Raw genomic sequence first — 15,074 nt, 5'->3', positions numbered from 1 at the left:
TGGGCGAGTTCATCCAACGCGCCCTCGCTTTTGTGGCGCAAAGACCTCATCGGTCTATTATTTTTAAGCTACCTAGCTCAAGCCGCTAATGTGCAGCCGCTGGGTAAGCGTCCAGCCATCCCATCTTGACGAGGTCAGCCGGCGTTGCCCCAACGATGCGGCAACAGCTCCTCGATCCGGTTGTTCGGATGCGCCAATAACCGCTCAAGCACATCCTTGAGGTAGGTCCACGGCTCGTGTCCATTAAGCTTGGTCGACTGCACCAAGCTCATCACCATCGCGGCCCGCTGGCCGGCCAGTTCGCTACCGGCAAAGAGCCAGGCCTTTCTGCCCATGGCCCAGGGCCGCATCAGCCGCTCGATGTGGTTGTTGTCGATGCTGACCTCGCCGTCGTGCAGGAAGCGACCCAGTGCATCCCAGCGCTTAAGGCTGTAGTCGAGCGCGGCTGCGATGCCGCCACCCATCTGCCACGCGGGACCTCTCCAGGCGCATCCAGACGTGCAACGCGTCCCACAGCGGCTGGGCACGCTGCTGCCTCACAACGTCAGCCGATCCGTGGCTGTCATCTCGCGCCCCTCCTGCTCGATCCGGTACAACCACGCAATGCGCTCGATGGCCTGTATCGCCACCGGGCTGGCATGCGCCTTGGCCAGTTCATCGAACTTCCTGCGTGCATGCGCCAGGCAGCCCGCCTCCGTGCGCCCTTCGAGCCGGAACACCGCGTCGTAGCCCTTGTAGTCGTCGCAGGTGATCGTGCCCGACCAGCCGTGAAGGAAGGCCATCGGGTACTTGGCACGTCGGCCCACGCAGAAGTCGTAGACGACGCCAGGCGTGGCATCGTGTTCGCCGCGCGCATATGCCCAGACGTAAGCCTTGGTGGTCTTGCCCGCGCCGGGGTCCAGCATCCTGACCGGGGTCTCATCGGCGTGCAGCACCTGAGCGCCCAGCACAAACGCGCGGTGCGCATCGAACAGTGGCTGCAGGCTGGCGCCTGCCGCGCCCGACCAGGCAGCCAGCGTCGAGCGCGGCGTGTGCACGCCCGCGCGGGCGTTGATCTGTTCCTGCCGGTAGTACGGCAAGTGGTCCACGAAGCGGCTGACCAGGGTATGCGCCAGCAGGCCTGCGGTGGGCATGCCCTTGTCGATGATTTGGGGTGCTGCGGGCTCTTGCACCAGCCGACCTTCACCCTTTTGTTGGCAGCACTTGCAGGCCCATTTACCACGCACATGGCGGTGCACGAAGAACTCGGCCGGTACGATGTCGAGGCGCTCGCTCACGTCTTCGCCGATGCGCACCATGGCTTGGCCACACCCCGGAGAGGGGCAAGTCGTGTTCTCGGGTTCGTGGCGATGCTCGACACGGCGCAACTGCTCGGGCAGGGGTTGGCGGCGCGGCCGGCGTGTGGTGTCTGCCGCTGGCAGGGAACTCGGGGTAGATGTACCTTGCAAGGCCTGAAGCTGGGCTTGCAAGCTGGCCTCGTCCTCGGCCGACGTCTCCTCGAACATCTGGCGCTGCTCGGCGTTCATGCGCTCGGTCCGGGCGCCGAACTTCCACGCCTTTAGGCGCGCCAGCTCGAACGTGATGCGCTCGATCTTAGTGTCCTTGAACCTGATCTCGCGCTCACGCTGCGCAATGTGCTCGTCCTTGGCCTGGAGGGATGCATATTGGGCAGACATCTGTGTGCTCTGTGCGGTCAGCTGTGCGAGCAGCGCTGCTGCCAGCTCTGTCACGGCGCCCTTGCTCAGGCCTTTGAGGTCAACGGCGTGGAGCGCAGTTACATCGAAGTTGGCATCGAGGTTTACGTCGAACATGCCCCATTGTCTTGAGGCTGGCGACGGCCGTCATTGGTGCTTATTCGGATTGCCCCGCATGCAGCCTTCACAGGTGCTTGCGGGGCTGCGCATTTAAACGCGCGTAATGACTTGCATGTGCGTCAGGCGCTGCCACGGCAGGCCCACGACCAGGGCCTGGAACTGCGCCTGCGTGAGCGTGGGTGGTTGCAGCGGCGCATCGGCACTGGGCCATACGAAGCGGCCCTGGTTGAGGCGTCGCGTGGCGCACCATACGCCGAAGCCGTCGTGCACCACCAGCTTCATGCGTGTGCCGCGGGCGTTGGCAAAGAGATAACCGTGGTGCGCCTGGGCGGCACCGAAGACCTGCACCACACGGGCGATCAGGCGGTCGGCACCGGCGCGCATATCTACCGGCTCCGTCGCCAGCCACATGGCATCGATGCGGATCATCGCAGCAGCTCGCGCATCCAAGCCGCGCACTCGCTGGCCGCCTGCGTCGGCCAAGTGACGGTGATCGCCGTCGCGCCGCAGCGCAGTTCGATACGGATGTCCGGTGGTGCACTCGGGGCGGGTAAGGCCATTGGCACGAAGCCAGCCGCGGCGGTCTGCGCTGCTGGTTTGAGCGCCGGCAGTGCCTGCACCTGATCAGCGTCGCCGCACATCTCGGATGCGCGCACCCAGCGCCGCAGCAAGTTCGCGTTGATGCCGTTGGCCATTGCCACAGCGGCCATGGAAATACCAGGCTGCAGGCACGATGCCACGACAGTGGCTTTGAATTCGTCGCTGTGAATGCGACGGCGTCGACGATTGCCAACGGCTTGTTCGGAGATAGTGTTCACGTGTCCACCAAGAGTTGAGGTGGACACGAGGCTCCTATGAACCTAGAGCCGTTTCAAGATGGGATGGCTGGACGCTTACGCCGCTGGCAGCGGGTTGTCGTACAGCATGAGGCGCATCAACGCATCCACACTGACGGCCAACACCGCAAACGTGGTGTGGCACAGCACCTTGGTCGGGCCCTTGACCCACATGCTGGCGCAGCCAAAGCTGTCTTTGAGTCGGCTGTTGATGCGCTCAACGACCGTGCGCTCACCAAAGCGTCTCTTCTCTGCCTCGTCCAGCGTTGGCGGATGGCTGCATCCGCGCGAGTTGATGGCCGCGATCGGCACATGTCCGAGCTCACGCTCCAACTGGCGCAGCGCCTCGCTGTCGTAGGCCGCATCCATCAGTGTGTACAGGCTGGTGACGCGTTGGGCGGACAGCCGCGCCAGCGGTACGCTGACCTGGTTGTCATAGACATTGGCCGAGGTCAAGGCGGCTGTGATGGGTACACCGCAGCAGGCCACGTCCAGATGCAGCTTGTAGCCCACCCAGGTGTTGAAGTGGCCCTGGGCGTTGCGCTTCTTTCCCTTGTTGCATAGCTGGGGCAGCTCGGCCAGCGTTTGGGCCGGTGTTTGCAGTAGCTGCACAGGGATGCGGCTGCGTGGCTTGGCTTTGTCAGCTTTGTCTGCATTGCTGCCTGCCTCCGAGCCTGCGCTTGGTCTGCCACGCCGTTTGGGCGCACTGTCGGGCGTTGCTGAGGCCTTCACTGCAGCCTTTGCCACCTTGGCTGCTTTAGCCTGGTTCAGTGCGGCTGTTTGTTCCTGGCTGTACTGGGCCCGCTCACGCGCATGGATGGCGGTGGAGTCGCGGGCAATGTGGCCTATGACCTGGCCCCCCAGGTGTTGGCGTATCAGCGCTTCGTGGGCCTTGGCAGGTAAACCCATCTGGGCAAACTCGGTAAAGGCCCGGCTAAACGTGGCTTCGCTGGGCAGCCTGCGGTGGGACTCAAAGCCCAGCAGGCGCATCAGCACGGTATCCACCGCCAATCGGCTGCGCAGTTGGGTGGTCTTCTCAAAGCCCAAGATAGCCTTGGCCACAAACGCCTGGGCTAGCGCCAGGCGGCTGCGCTCGGGAGGACCGGCGCGTTTGCCTGCATAACCTATCAAGCCTTCCAAGTTCAGCCAGTCCAGGGTGCGCACGATGCGTTGGTGCATCGGTGTCAATGTCAACTCTAGACCTCCTGCCCATTGGCCCAGTTCGCACTGCAGCAGCGTGTAGTGTGGGCGATAACCTTGTCTTGCCGTACAGTTCATGGATAGGCGCTTTCATCTCGTCTTGGTACACCAGATGATGTCACTTCGCTGTGGCTGCGCCTACTCCTTCATTCTCAAAAATCCGCATACAACCCGCTAGGAAATTGCCTCTTTGGGGCGTTGTGCAAGTGGCTCGAATAAATAGCGAACTTTCTTCGTAACCCGCTTCCCGCCCCAGCGCCTCCAAGACCGCTCCCTGGCGACCATAGCAGGCCAGCGAGTCGGTAGACGTGCGCTGCGGCGTGCCGCTGGAGCCATTTGCCTTGCATGTGCAGGTAACTGGTGGCTACCTTGCCCGACGCCAGCAGTGTGACTCGGCTAGACGACCGCTTTGGGGCCGACAACGGGCGCATTGCCCACACTATTTTGGTGGACACGGAAGCAGTCTTTTTACGTTCTACACCGCGGTACAAATGTTTTAGAACGTTTTCAGCGTGTTTCAGGGCTCCAGCGCAATTAAAACCTACGTCACTAGCTATATTTTAGATAGCAAAATGCCGTACAAGCCTATGCCTGTAGCCCCGGCAGCCGGTAGTCCTTCAGCATCTCGCGTAGCCGCATTTTTTGCATCTTGCCGGTGGCGCCCAGCGGGATGGCATCGACAAACACCACGTCGTCGGGCACCTGCCATTTAGCGATCTTGCCCTCGTAAAACTGCAGTAATTCGGCCACCGTGAGCTCCATGCCGGGCTTTTTCACCACCACCACAATGGGCCGCTCGTCCCACTTGGGGTGGGCCACGCCGATGCAGGCGGCCATGGCCACGGCGGGATGGGCCACGGCGATGTTTTCTACCGCGATGGAGCTGATCCACTCGCCGCCAGACTTGATTACGTCTTTGCTGCGGTCGGTGATCTGCAGGTAGCCGTCGGCATCAATCGTGGCCACGTCACCAGTGGGGAACCAGCCGTCCACCAGCGGGCTGGGGTCCGGGCTGCGGTAGTAGTCGGCCACGATCCACGGGCCTTGCACCAGCAAATCACCCGCCGACTGGCCATCGTGCGGCAGGGGTTGTCCGTCCTCGCTCAGCACCTTCATATCGACCCCGTACACCGCCCGGCCCTGCTTCAGGCGCATGGCCAGTTGCTCTTCTTTGGATAGCAATAGATGTTTGTTCTTCAGGGTGCACAGCGTGCCCAGGGGTGACAGTTCGGTCATGCCCCAGGCGTGGATTACCTCTACGCCGTAGTCGTGCTGGAAGGCCTTGACCATGGCCGGTGGGCAGGCAGAGCCGCCAATCACCGTGCGCTGCAGGCTGCTAAACCGCAAGCCCCCGGGCTGCATGTGGCCCAACAGCATCTGCCACACGGTGGGCACGCCTGCGGCAAAAGTGACCTTTTCCGACTCGATCAGCTGGTAGACCGAGGGGCCGTCCATGGCCGGGCCTGGAAACACCAGCTTGCAGCCGGTCAGCGCCGCGCTGTACGGGAGACCCCAGGCGTTGACGTGGAACATGGGCACCACGGCCAGCACCGCGTCGCGGGCGCTGAGGTCCATGGCATCGGGCAATGCCGCGGCGTAGGCATGCAAGGTGGTGGAGCGGTGGCTGTACAGCACGCCCTTGGGGTCGCCGGTGGTGCCGCTGGTGTAGCACAGGCTGGAGGCGGTGTTTTCGTCAAACTGCGGCCACACGTACTGGCTGGAGGCCGCGGCGATCCAGGCCTCGTAGCTCACCAGGCCGGGGATACCGGTGTCCGCAGGCAGCTTGTCGGCATCGCACAGCATCACCCAGTGCTGCACCGTAGGGCATTGCGCGTGGATGGCTTGGACCAGCGGCAGGAACGTGGCATCGAAGCACAGCACCCGGTCTTCGGCGTGCTGGGTGATCCAGGCGATTTGCGCGGGGTGCAGGCGCGGGTTGATGGTGTGCAGCACCCGGCCAGAGCCGCTGACGCCGTAGTACAGCTCCAGGTGGCGGTAGCCGTTCCAGGCCAGCGTGGCCACCCTGTCGCTGAAGGCCAGCCCCCAGCCGTCCAGCGCGTTGGCCACCTGCCGGGCGCGGGCGGCTACAGCGCTGTAGCGGGTGCGGTGGATGTCGCCCTCGACCCGGCGCGAGACGATTTCGCCATCGCCATGGTGGCGGTCGGCGAATGCAATCAGGGTAGAGATCAACAGGGGTTGGTTTTGCATCAGGCCCAGCATCGGCGGTCTCCTTGGAATGGGTTGCCAGTATGGCCCGGCGGTGGATGGATGTATCCCGGTATGGACCCGCAGGCTGTCGCGCAGGCGGCATGGCCCTGCATGCTGTGCGTCCTATGGAACTGCGGGACAATCTCAGACTATGACCATTGCCGCCGAGATTGCCACCCAACCCGATCTGGACCTGACCTGGCGCAACCGCTTTGCCACCTTGGGCAGCGCGTTCTACACACATCTGCAGCCTACACCCCTGCCCGCTCCTTACTGGGTGGGCCACAGCCTGGCGGTGGCGCGGGAGCTGGGGCTGGACCCGGCCTGGTTGACATCCGAGGACGGCGCACAAGCATTCACCGGCAACACCGTCCTGCGCGGCACGCAAACCCTGGCCAGCGTCTACAGCGGCCACCAGTTTGGCCAGTGGGCCGGGCAACTGGGCGATGGACGGGCTATTTTGCTGGGCGAGGTGGTCACGCCCAACGGCCTGGGTCTGGAACTGCAGTTCAAAGGCGCGGGCCGCACGCCCTACTCGCGCATGGGCGACGGCCGGGCGGTGCTGCGCTCCAGCATCCGCGAATTTTTGTGCAGCGAGGCGATGCATGGCTTAGGAATTCCGACCTCGCGGGCGCTGTGCATCACCGGGTCGGACGCACCCATCCGCCGCGAAACGGTAGAGACTGCCGCAGTGGTGACCCGCGTGGCTCCCAGCTTCATCCGCTTTGGGCATTTTGAGCATTTCGCGGCCCGCAACCAGATCGAGCCCCTGCGGCAACTGGCCGACTTTGTGATCGACACTTACTACCCCTCCTGCAGGGATGCTGCTAACCCCTACGCGGCCCTGCTGCAGGCGGTGACCGAGCGCACCGCCGAGCTGATTGCCCAGTGGCAGGCCGTGGGCTTTTGCCACGGGGTGATGAACACCGACAACATGAGCATCCTGGGCCTGACGCTGGACTACGGCCCATTCCAGTTTCTGGACGGCTATGACCCCGGCCATATCTGCAACCACAGCGACGACCATGGCCGCTACGCCTATGACCAGCAGCCCAATATTGGCAACTGGAACCTGTTTTGCCTGGGCCAAGCCCTGCTGCCGCTGATCGGCGCGCAAGAGCCCGCGCTGGCCGCGCTGGAAACCTACAAGACCGCCTTCCCCGCCGCCCTGGCCCGCCGCATGCGCGCCAAGCTGGGTCTGGTCGACGCGCAACCTGGCGACCAGGCGCTGGCTGACGGGATCCTGGCCCTGCTGGCGCAAGAGCACGTGGACTTCACCATCTTCTGGCGCACTTTGAGCCACTGGGTCGCCAAAACTCCGGGCACCTCTCCCAACGCTGTGCGCGACCTGTGGGTGGACCGCGATGCCGCCGGCGCGTGGTTGCTACAATATTCAGAGCGTCTTGCGAAGGTAGACCATACGTTAGCGGTCGATTTGATGCTTAAAAACAACCCAAGGTTCGTGCTGCGCAACCACCTGGGCGAAGAAGCCATTCGCCGTGCGAACCAAAAGGACTTTGCCGGAGTCCAACAACTGTTAGCGCTGCTGGAAACCCCGTTTGACGAACATCCGGGGTTTGAGGCCTACGCCGACTTCCCGCCCGACTGGGCTTCATCTATCGCGATCAGCTGCTCATCATGACCCACAAAATTGAAAAAACCGACGCCGAATGGAAAGCCCTGTTGGCGGAAAAAGGCGCGGAACCCGCTGCCTTCCAGGTCACGCGCCATGCGGCCACTGAACGCCCCCACACCGGCAAATACGACCAGAACTGGGTCGCGGGTGAATACCGTTGCATCTGCTGCGGTGCCAAGCTGTTCGACTCGGCCACCAAATTCGACGCAGGCTGCGGCTGGCCCAGCTTCTCGCAAGAAGCCGCGCCGGGCGCCATCGAAGAGATCACCGACGTCAGCCACGGCATGCGCCGGGTGGAAACCGTGTGTGCCGACTGCGGCGCGCACCTGGGCCACGTGTTCGACGACGGCCCCTCGCCCACCGGGCTGCGATACTGCATGAATTCGGCTTCGCTCGATTTCAAACCTAAAATTTAAGTGGCTCACCCCCAGGCTACGCTGCGCTCCTCCAACCCCCTTGCAGGGGCCGATACCAGTAGCCCGGCAAAGCCGGTTCAACGGTATCTCTGGAATGAAACGTCGCTACCTCCTGCCAACTTTTAACTGTTATGAAAATTCTGCTTGATTTCCTGCCCATCCTGCTTTTCGTTGCCGCGTACAAATTCACCACCATCTACATCGCCACCGGCGTGCTGATGGTGGCCACCGTGCTGCAAATGGCGGTGACTTACGCTATCGACAAAAAGCTCACCACCATGCACAAGATGACCCTGGGCATGGTGCTGGGTTTTGGTGCGCTCACACTGGTGTTGCAAGACGAAAACTTCATCAAATGGAAACCCACAGTGCTCTACATCGCCATGGCGCTGGCCATGTGCGTAGCTATGTGGGTGATGAAGAAAAACTACCTAAAGCTGATGCTGGGCAGCCAGCTGGACCTGCCCGACGCGGTGTGGATGCGCCTGAACGTGGCCTGGATGCTGTACTGCCTGTTCATGGCCGCGGTCAACGGCTACGTGGCCGCCAACTACACCACCGACCAGTGGATCAACTTCAAGATCTGGGGCTATGTGTTTCCGCTGGTGTTTATGGCGGGCCAAGGCTGGTACGTCTCGCGCTACCTGGGCCCCGATGACGCTGCTGCCGAGGCTGCGGAAACCGACAAAACGGTATGAACATTACCGCCGACAACCTGGCGCTGCGCCTGCGTGAAAAGCTGGGGCCTAGCCAGCTCGAAGTGCTGGACGAAAGCGCCGCCCATGCCGGGCACGCGGGCTCGAACGGCAGCGCATTTGGCACGCATTTTCGGGTGCGGATTGCTTCACCTTTGTTTACGGGCAAGCCCCGGGTGGCGCGCCATCGCCTTGTGTATGATGCGCTGCAAGAATTCATTGACCAGGGCGTTCACGCCATCGCGATTGAAGTCCTCTAAGCTAATGAATCACCCCCAGGCTACAGTGCTGCGCACTTTCCGCCACCCCCCTTGCAGGGGGCAACACCAGCAGCCTGGCTTAGCCAGTTCTGCGGTGTTTCTGGCGCGCGTGCGTTATGCCTGAATGTCTGGTGGTGGGTCGTTAATAGTCCTCCACTTTTTTGAGCCACCTTTCCCGGCAGCTCGCAACCCCTCCTAGGAATCGCATGAAAAAAACACTGTTATCCACCATGGTCGCCGCTGCTTTGCTGGGTAGCCTGGCGCTGTCGGCAACGGCCCAAAACATCGCCATCGTGAATGGCAAGGCCGTACCGAAGACGCGCATCGACGCACTGGTGCAGCAAGTGTCTCAGTCCGGCCGCCCGGTCACACCGGAAATGGAAGGCCAGATCAAGGAAGAAGTCATTGCCCGCGAAATCTTCATGCAAGAAGCGCAAAAGCGTGGCCTGGATGCCAGCGACAGCTTCAAGCTGCAAATGGAACTGGCCCGCCAGACCCTGCTGATCCGCGAACTGTTTGCCGACTACCAAAAAGCCAACCCCGTGACCGATGCGGAAATGAAGGCCGAGTACGACAAGTTTGTGGCGGCCAATGGCGGCAAGGAATACAAGGCAAGCCACATCCTGGTAGCCACCGAAGCCGAAGCCAAGGCCATCATTGCCCAGTTGAAAAAAGGCGGCAACTTCGCAGCCATCGCCAAGAAGTCCAGCACCGATAAAGGCTCTGGGGCCAAGGGTGGTGACCTGGATTGGGCCAACCCCAGCAGCTACGTGAAAGAATTCACCGAAGCGCTGATCCTGCTGAAAAAGGGCCAGACCACCGACACCCCGGTCAAGAGCCAGTTCGGCTACCACATCATCCGCCTGGACGACGAGCGCCAAGCCCAGTTGCCCCAGTTTGAAGAAGTGAAGCCTGAAATCGCCAAGCAAATGCAACAGCAAAAATTGGTCACGTTCCAACAAGACCTGCGCGCAGCAGCCAAAGTCGAATAAGCCTCTGTGCATCTCGAAAAGCGGCCTCGGCCGCTTTTTTTACGCCTTGATCCAGGTGAAAGCAGTGACCAAGCCGATCAGAATGGGCTGGTGCAGCATGTAGTACGGCAAGCTCCAACGGCCCAGCCAAGACAAAAAACGCGGTGCACTGCCCTGCAGCCACTGCGGGTGCGTCCTCAACAGCCAAAAGCCTGCAGCCATGCCCCACCACAGCACGCCCAACCAGGGAAAAATAGGCACGTAGTCTTCGGTGATGGGCTTCTGGGTGATCCAGCCCAACCAGTTGACGGTATTTTGGTTGAAAAATGTGGCGCTGGCGCTGGTACCAATTGCGTAGGCAGCTATGAATTTAGAAGCAATGGTCAGCGCGCCCATGGGCCACAACCACCGACCACAGCGCGCCGTGAGCCGGGCAATCAGCAGCATTGCGGCGATCCCGTGCAGCACGCCAAAGTAGATCCAACTATTCGGAAACATGATGGCCGACCCGGCCGACACCAGCAGCGCGCACCCCGCCACTTGTGCCCATCGCCGCCAAAAGCGTGGCCAGCCCACGGCGTGCTGGGCGGCCACCGCCTGGCCCAGCCCAGCGCAAAACATAAACAAGCTGACGATGGCCACCCGCTGCCAGGTCCAAAACGGATCGGCATAGAAATTCTGCGGCCACAGACCCGCGTGGGCCAGGTCGAAGCTGAAGTGGAAGGCCGTCATCCACACCACGGCCAACCCACGCAGGCCGTCGATGCGGTCGAACCGGGTCTTCAAGTCTTTCAACCCTGTGCGGCGACCCGGTCCGCCTTGCTTTGCAGCTTGTTCAGCGCGCTCAAATAGGCTTTGGCGGAGGCGACCACGATGTCGGGGTCGGAGCCGGTACCGTTGACCACCCGCCCACTGTTTTGCAGCCGCACCGTGACTTCGCCCTGGCTCTCGGTGGAGCCGCTGATGGCGTTGACCGAGTACAGCACCATCTCGGCACCGCTTTGCACATGCATTTCAATGGCTTTGAGGGACGCATCCACCGGGCCATTGCCGTCGGATTCGCCTTTGACCTCTTTGCCGTTGACGGTAAACACCACGCTAGCCTGCGGGCGCTCGCCGGTTTCGCTGTGCTGCGACAGGGATACAAAGCCGTACTGCTCGTTGTCGTGCGCCACGGCTTCGTCGCTGACCAGGGCCAGGATGTCTTCGTCAAAAATCTCGCTCTTGCGGTCGGCCAGCTCCTTGAAGCGGGCAAAGGCGGCGTTGATGTCGGATTCGCTCTCCATGCTCACGCCCAGGTCTTGCAGGCGCTGCTTGAAGGCGTTGCGGCCACTGAGCTTGCCCAGCACGATCTTGTTGTGGCTCCAGCCAACGTCTTCGGCGCGCATGATCTCGTAGGTATCGCGGGCCTTGAGCACGCCGTCCTGGTGGATGCCGGAGGCATGCGCAAAAGCATTCGCGCCCACCACCGCCTTGTTGGGCTGCACCACAAAACCAGTGGTCTGGCTGACCATGCGGCTGGTGGCCAGGATGTGCTTGGTATCGACACCGATGTCCAGGCCAAAGTAGTCGCGCCGGGTTTTGACGGCCATGACGATTTCTTCCAACGAGCAGTTGCCCGCCCGCTCGCCCAGGCCGTTGATGGTGCACTCCACCTGGCGTGCGCCGCCAATCTTCACGCCAGCAAGCGAGTTGGCCACCGCCATGCCGAGATCGTTGTGGCAATGCACCGACCAGATGGCTTTGTCGCTGTTGGGCACGCGCTCGCGCAGGGTTTTGATGAAGTTACCGTACAGCTCGGGGATGGCGTAGCCCACGGTGTCAGGCACGTTGATGGTGGTGGCACCTTCGTCAATCACCGCTTCCAGCACACGGCACAAAAAGTCTACATCGCTGCGGTAGCCGTCTTCGGGGCTGAATTCCACATCCGCCACCAAGTTGCGCGCAAAGCGCACCGACTGCTTGGCTTGCTCAAACACCTGGTCGGGTGTCATGCGCAGCTTTTTCTCCATGTGCAGCGCCGAGGTGGCGATGAAGGTGTGGATGCGGGCATTGGCCGCGTCTTTCAGGGCTTCGGCGGCGCGGGAAATGTCGCGGTCATTTGCGCGCGACAGGCCGCAGACGGTCGCGTCCTTAATGGCACGTGCAATTGCCTGCACGCATTCAAAGTCCCCCACCGAGCTGGCCGGAAAACCCGCCTCGATCACGTCCACCTGGAGGCGCTCCAGTTGGCGGGCAATGCGCAGCTTTTCGTCGCGGGTCATGCTGGCGCCGGGCGACTGTTCGCCGTCGCGCAACGTGGTGTCAAAAATAATGAGTTTGTCGGTCATGGGGTGCTCCTGGGAATTTTTTATGCAGCCTGGAAGGCTGTTTGCAGGGTATTTTCACGCTTTTGGGAGCGCTGCAGACCGCTCAGAATAGCCTTCAACGAGGCAGAGACGATATTGGCATCGATACCCACACCAAACACGGTGTGCTGCTCGTCAATGCGCAATTCCAGATAGGCCACGGCCTGGGCGTTGGCCCCGGCACCCAGCGCGTGCTCGTGGTAGTCCAACACGCGCACCTGGGTGGCGTTCGTGGCGTTCCAGTGGTTCACAAAGGCGTCGATCGGCCCCACGCCCTGCCCGGCTGCGGGCACTTTCGGCGTGGCGATGCTGGCCGTGCCGTATTCGCGCTCAAACAGCGCCCACAAATCCTGGGCGGTCAGTTCCTTGCCCGCGCCGTCCATCACGGCCTGCACGATCTGGCTGAACTCGATTTGCAGGCGGCGCGGCAATTCCAGGCCGAATTCACTCTCCAGCAAATAGGCGATACCACCCTTGCCGGACTGGCTGTTGACGCGGATCACGGCCTCGTAGCTGCGGCCCAAATCCTTGGGGTCGATGGGCAGGTACGGAATGTCCCAGGCCGCGCCTTCTTGCCGGGCCGAGAACGCCTTGCGGATGGCATCCTGGTGCGAACCCGAGAACGAGGTGTAGACCAGATCGCCCGCATACGGGTGGCGCGGGTGCACCGGTAACTGGTTGCAGTGCTCCACGGTGCGGCGGATCTCGTCGATCTGCGAGAAATCCAGGCCGGGCGACACGCCCTGGGTGTAGAGGTTCAAAGCCACATTGACCAAATCCAGGTTGCCAGTGCGCTCGCCGTTGCCAAAGAGGCAACCTTCGATGCGGTCGGCCCCGGCCATCAAGGCGAATTCGCCTGCCGCCGTGCCCGTGCCCCGGTCGTTGTGCGGGTGCACCGACAACACAATGCTGTCGCGGCGCTCCAGGTGGCGGTGCATCCACTCGATCATGTCGGCAAAGATGTTGGGCGTGGAATGCTCTACCGTGGACGGCAAATTGACGATGCATTTGTGCTGTGGCGTGGGCTGCCACACGCCGGTGACCGCATCCACCACGCGCTTGGAAAACGCCAGCTCGGTGCCTGAAAACATCTCGGGCGAGTACTGGAAGGTCCAGCGGGTGCCGGGCTGCGTCGCGGCGATATCGCAAAACATCTGCGCATGGCGCACCGCCAAATCGACAATCCCGTCTTCGTCCATGCCCAGCACCACGCGGCGCATCACCGGGGCGGTGGCGTTGTACATGTGGACGATGGCCTGCTTGGCACCCACCAGCGATTCGAAAGTGCGGCGAATCAGGGACTCGCGGGCCTGGGTGAGCACCTGGATGGTCACGTCATCGGGGATGAGGTTCTCGTCGATCAGGCGGCGCACGAAGTCAAATTCGACCTGCGATGCGGACGGGAATCCGACTTCGATTTCCTTGAAGCCAATCGCCACCAGCGTCTCAAACATGCGCAGCTTGCGGGCCATGTCCATGGGCTCAATCAGCGCCTGGTTGCCGTCGCGCAGGTCGGTGCTGAGCCAAATGGGAGCCTGGGTCAGCACGGCATCGGGCCAAGTGCGGTCGGTCAAGCGGATGGGGGCAAACGCGGGGTACTTGCTGGCAGGTTGCTTCAACATGGTCATTTCTTTCAAGGTATTCAAAACCAGCAACCCAACGCAAAACGGCCCGTTGCTGGTGCATACGGGCCGTTGTGAGGGGTGATGACGCTTTAAGTCGCGTGCGCTACCGTCTCCGCCCAAAGGGGATCAGTAGTAGTGCTAGAGAAATAAAGCGCATAGCTGCGGATTCTAGCCTTGTTTTTTACTTGTGCAGGCCGCGTTCATCCGGTTCGTCTTTGGATGTGCTGATCACGCTGGTCTGCACCCCCTTGAATTTGCGCCAGGCATACACGCCGTAGCCACTGAAGCCGTACACCACAAAGGCCGCAAACAGCACGATGGGCGGGTGGATGGTAATGACGGCCAGGCCCAGGGCAATCAGCACGATCACCACAAACGGCACGCTCTTTTTCATCTGCACGTCTTTGAAGCTGTAGAACGGCGCATTGGTCACCATGCTCAGGCCCGCGTACAGCGCCAGCGCAAACATCACCCACGACACATCGGTGGGCGGCACCTCCAGGTCGTTCATCAGCCAGATAAATCCGGCGATTAGCGCGGCGGCGGCGGGCGACGGCAGGCCCTGGAAATAGCGCTTATCTACCACCGTGGTGTTCACGTTGAAACGCGCCAGCCGCAAGGCCGCGCAAGCGCAGTGCACAAAGGCGGCAATCCAACCCCAACGGCCCAGGCCCTTGAGGGTCCACATGTAGGCAATCAAAGCCGGAGCCGCGCCGAACGACACCATGTCGGACAGCGAATCCATCTGCTCGCCGAAGGCGCTCTGGGTGTTGGTCATGCGGGCTACGCGGCCATCCAAGCTGTCGAGCACCATGGCGCAAAACACGCCGATGGCGGCCTGGTCGAAGCGCCCGTTCACCGCCATCACGATGGCGTAGAAGCCACCAAACAAAGCTGCCAAGGTAAACAGATTAGGCAGTATGTAGATGCCCTTGCGGCGCTTGCGCACCAGCACTGCGGGGTTGGGGGTAAGGCTGGGGTCTTTGCCGAGTTGCATGGCGGTTGCCTGTCAAAAATAGAAAATCGCACGGTTCGCGCTGGACAAAATGGGCCGAATCACGTGAA

Annotated in this window: 13 protein-coding genes and 1 pseudogene; 5 read left to right on the top strand and 9 right to left on the bottom strand. The window is 61.9% G+C overall.

Features of this window, described 5'->3' with window-relative positions; genetic code table 11:
- Window positions 1-134: 134 nt before the first annotated feature.
- From tnpC to AC097L_RS20900, 5 genes and pseudogenes are all read right to left on the bottom strand, one after another.
- Window positions 135-1,676: pseudogene (gene tnpC / locus AC097L_RS20920) on the bottom strand (IS66 family transposase).
- Window positions 1,677-1,904: 228 nt separating this feature from the next.
- Window positions 1,905-2,243: an IS66 family insertion sequence element accessory protein TnpB gene (gene tnpB / locus AC097L_RS20915; protein ID WP_479588645.1), complete on the bottom strand. Its 339-nt coding sequence runs from the start codon at window positions 2,241-2,243 to the stop codon at window positions 1,905-1,907.
- A complete protein-coding gene (tnpA, locus tag AC097L_RS20910; RefSeq protein ID WP_479588644.1) occupies window positions 2,240-2,632 on the bottom strand; it encodes an IS66-like element accessory protein TnpA in 393 nt (130 codons plus the stop codon). The genes tnpB and tnpA overlap by 4 nt, the downstream gene beginning before the upstream one ends.
- A gap of 75 nt (window positions 2,633-2,707) precedes the next feature.
- Window positions 2,708-3,829 (bottom strand): transposase, encoded by a 1,122-nt coding sequence (locus AC097L_RS20905; protein WP_479588643.1) that lies wholly within the window; start codon window positions 3,827-3,829, stop codon window positions 2,708-2,710.
- A 606-nt stretch (window positions 3,830-4,435) separates the two neighbouring features.
- Complete coding sequence (locus tag AC097L_RS20900) at window positions 4,436-6,070, bottom strand: 3-(methylthio)propionyl-CoA ligase (protein ID WP_479588642.1); 1,635 nt, start codon at window positions 6,068-6,070, stop codon at window positions 4,436-4,438.
- 139 nt (window positions 6,071-6,209) lie between these two features.
- Between AC097L_RS20900 and AC097L_RS20895 the strand changes: the two genes are divergently transcribed.
- The 5 genes from AC097L_RS20895 to AC097L_RS20875 all read left to right on the top strand — a co-directional run bounded on the left by AC097L_RS20895 (window position 6,210) and on the right by AC097L_RS20875 (window position 10,057).
- On the top strand, window positions 6,210-7,700 hold the full coding sequence (locus tag AC097L_RS20895; protein ID WP_479588641.1) for a protein adenylyltransferase SelO: 1,491 nt from the start codon (window positions 6,210-6,212) through the stop codon (window positions 7,698-7,700).
- Window positions 7,697-8,110: a peptide-methionine (R)-S-oxide reductase MsrB gene (gene msrB / locus AC097L_RS20890; protein WP_479588640.1), complete on the top strand. Its 414-nt coding sequence runs from the start codon at window positions 7,697-7,699 to the stop codon at window positions 8,108-8,110. The genes AC097L_RS20895 and msrB overlap by 4 nt, the downstream gene beginning before the upstream one ends.
- A 131-nt stretch (window positions 8,111-8,241) precedes the next feature.
- A complete protein-coding gene (locus tag AC097L_RS20885; protein ID WP_479588639.1) occupies window positions 8,242-8,808 on the top strand; it encodes a septation protein A in 567 nt (188 codons plus the stop codon).
- Window positions 8,805-9,065, top strand: a complete 261-nt coding sequence (locus tag AC097L_RS20880; protein WP_479588638.1) for a BolA family protein — start codon at window positions 8,805-8,807, stop codon at window positions 9,063-9,065. Before AC097L_RS20885 ends, AC097L_RS20880 begins: the two co-directional genes overlap by 4 nt.
- Window positions 9,066-9,271: 206 nt before the next feature.
- Window positions 9,272-10,057 (top strand): peptidylprolyl isomerase, encoded by a 786-nt coding sequence (locus AC097L_RS20875; RefSeq protein ID WP_479588637.1) that lies wholly within the window; start codon window positions 9,272-9,274, stop codon window positions 10,055-10,057.
- 39 nt (window positions 10,058-10,096) lie between these two features.
- On the opposite strand, the gene AC097L_RS20870 is transcribed toward AC097L_RS20875, so the two are convergent.
- From AC097L_RS20870 to pssA, 4 genes are all read right to left on the bottom strand, one after another.
- The gene (locus AC097L_RS20870) at window positions 10,097-10,831 is read right to left on the bottom strand and encodes a heparan-alpha-glucosaminide N-acetyltransferase (RefSeq protein ID WP_479588636.1); all 735 of its coding nucleotides are present in this window, start codon (window positions 10,829-10,831) and stop codon (window positions 10,097-10,099) included.
- Window positions 10,828-12,366 (bottom strand): 2-isopropylmalate synthase, encoded by a 1,539-nt coding sequence (locus AC097L_RS20865; RefSeq protein WP_479588635.1) that lies wholly within the window; start codon window positions 12,364-12,366, stop codon window positions 10,828-10,830. The genes AC097L_RS20870 and AC097L_RS20865 overlap by 4 nt, the downstream gene beginning before the upstream one ends.
- Window positions 12,367-12,386: 20 nt before the next feature.
- Complete coding sequence (locus tag AC097L_RS20860) at window positions 12,387-14,006, bottom strand: 2-isopropylmalate synthase (protein ID WP_479588634.1); 1,620 nt, start codon at window positions 14,004-14,006, stop codon at window positions 12,387-12,389.
- Window positions 14,007-14,190: 184 nt separating this feature from the next.
- The gene (pssA, locus tag AC097L_RS20855) at window positions 14,191-15,006 is read right to left on the bottom strand and encodes a CDP-diacylglycerol--serine O-phosphatidyltransferase (protein ID WP_479588633.1); all 816 of its coding nucleotides are present in this window, start codon (window positions 15,004-15,006) and stop codon (window positions 14,191-14,193) included.
- Window positions 15,007-15,074: the final 68 nt, after the last annotated feature.

It is taken from the genome of Rhodoferax sp. RT5P35 (assembly GCF_056521385.1).
This window is presented reverse-complemented; position numbering and strand designations above follow the sequence as displayed.

Excerpts from the sequence above, each read along its gene's own strand:
- tnpB (WP_479588645.1), bottom strand. The coding sequence starts at position 2,243 with ATGATCCGCATCGATGCCATGTGGCTGGCGACGGAGCCGGTAGATATG.
- AC097L_RS20905 (WP_479588643.1), bottom strand. The coding sequence starts at position 3,829 with ATGCACCAACGCATCGTGCGCACCCTGGACTGGCTGAACTTGGAAGGC.
- AC097L_RS20900 (WP_479588642.1), bottom strand. The coding sequence starts at position 6,070 with ATGCTGGGCCTGATGCAAAACCAACCCCTGTTGATCTCTACCCTGATT.
- AC097L_RS20895 (WP_479588641.1), top strand. The coding sequence starts at position 6,210 with ATGACCATTGCCGCCGAGATTGCCACCCAACCCGATCTGGACCTGACC.
- msrB (WP_479588640.1), top strand. The coding sequence starts at position 7,697 with ATGACCCACAAAATTGAAAAAACCGACGCCGAATGGAAAGCCCTGTTG.
- AC097L_RS20885 (WP_479588639.1), top strand. The coding sequence starts at position 8,242 with ATGAAAATTCTGCTTGATTTCCTGCCCATCCTGCTTTTCGTTGCCGCG.
- AC097L_RS20880 (WP_479588638.1), top strand. The coding sequence starts at position 8,805 with ATGAACATTACCGCCGACAACCTGGCGCTGCGCCTGCGTGAAAAGCTG.
- AC097L_RS20875 (WP_479588637.1), top strand. The coding sequence starts at position 9,272 with ATGAAAAAAACACTGTTATCCACCATGGTCGCCGCTGCTTTGCTGGGT.
- AC097L_RS20865 (WP_479588635.1), bottom strand. The coding sequence starts at position 12,366 with ATGACCGACAAACTCATTATTTTTGACACCACGTTGCGCGACGGCGAA.
- AC097L_RS20860 (WP_479588634.1), bottom strand. The coding sequence starts at position 14,006 with ATGTTGAAGCAACCTGCCAGCAAGTACCCCGCGTTTGCCCCCATCCGC.
- pssA (WP_479588633.1), bottom strand. The coding sequence starts at position 15,006 with ATGCAACTCGGCAAAGACCCCAGCCTTACCCCCAACCCCGCAGTGCTG.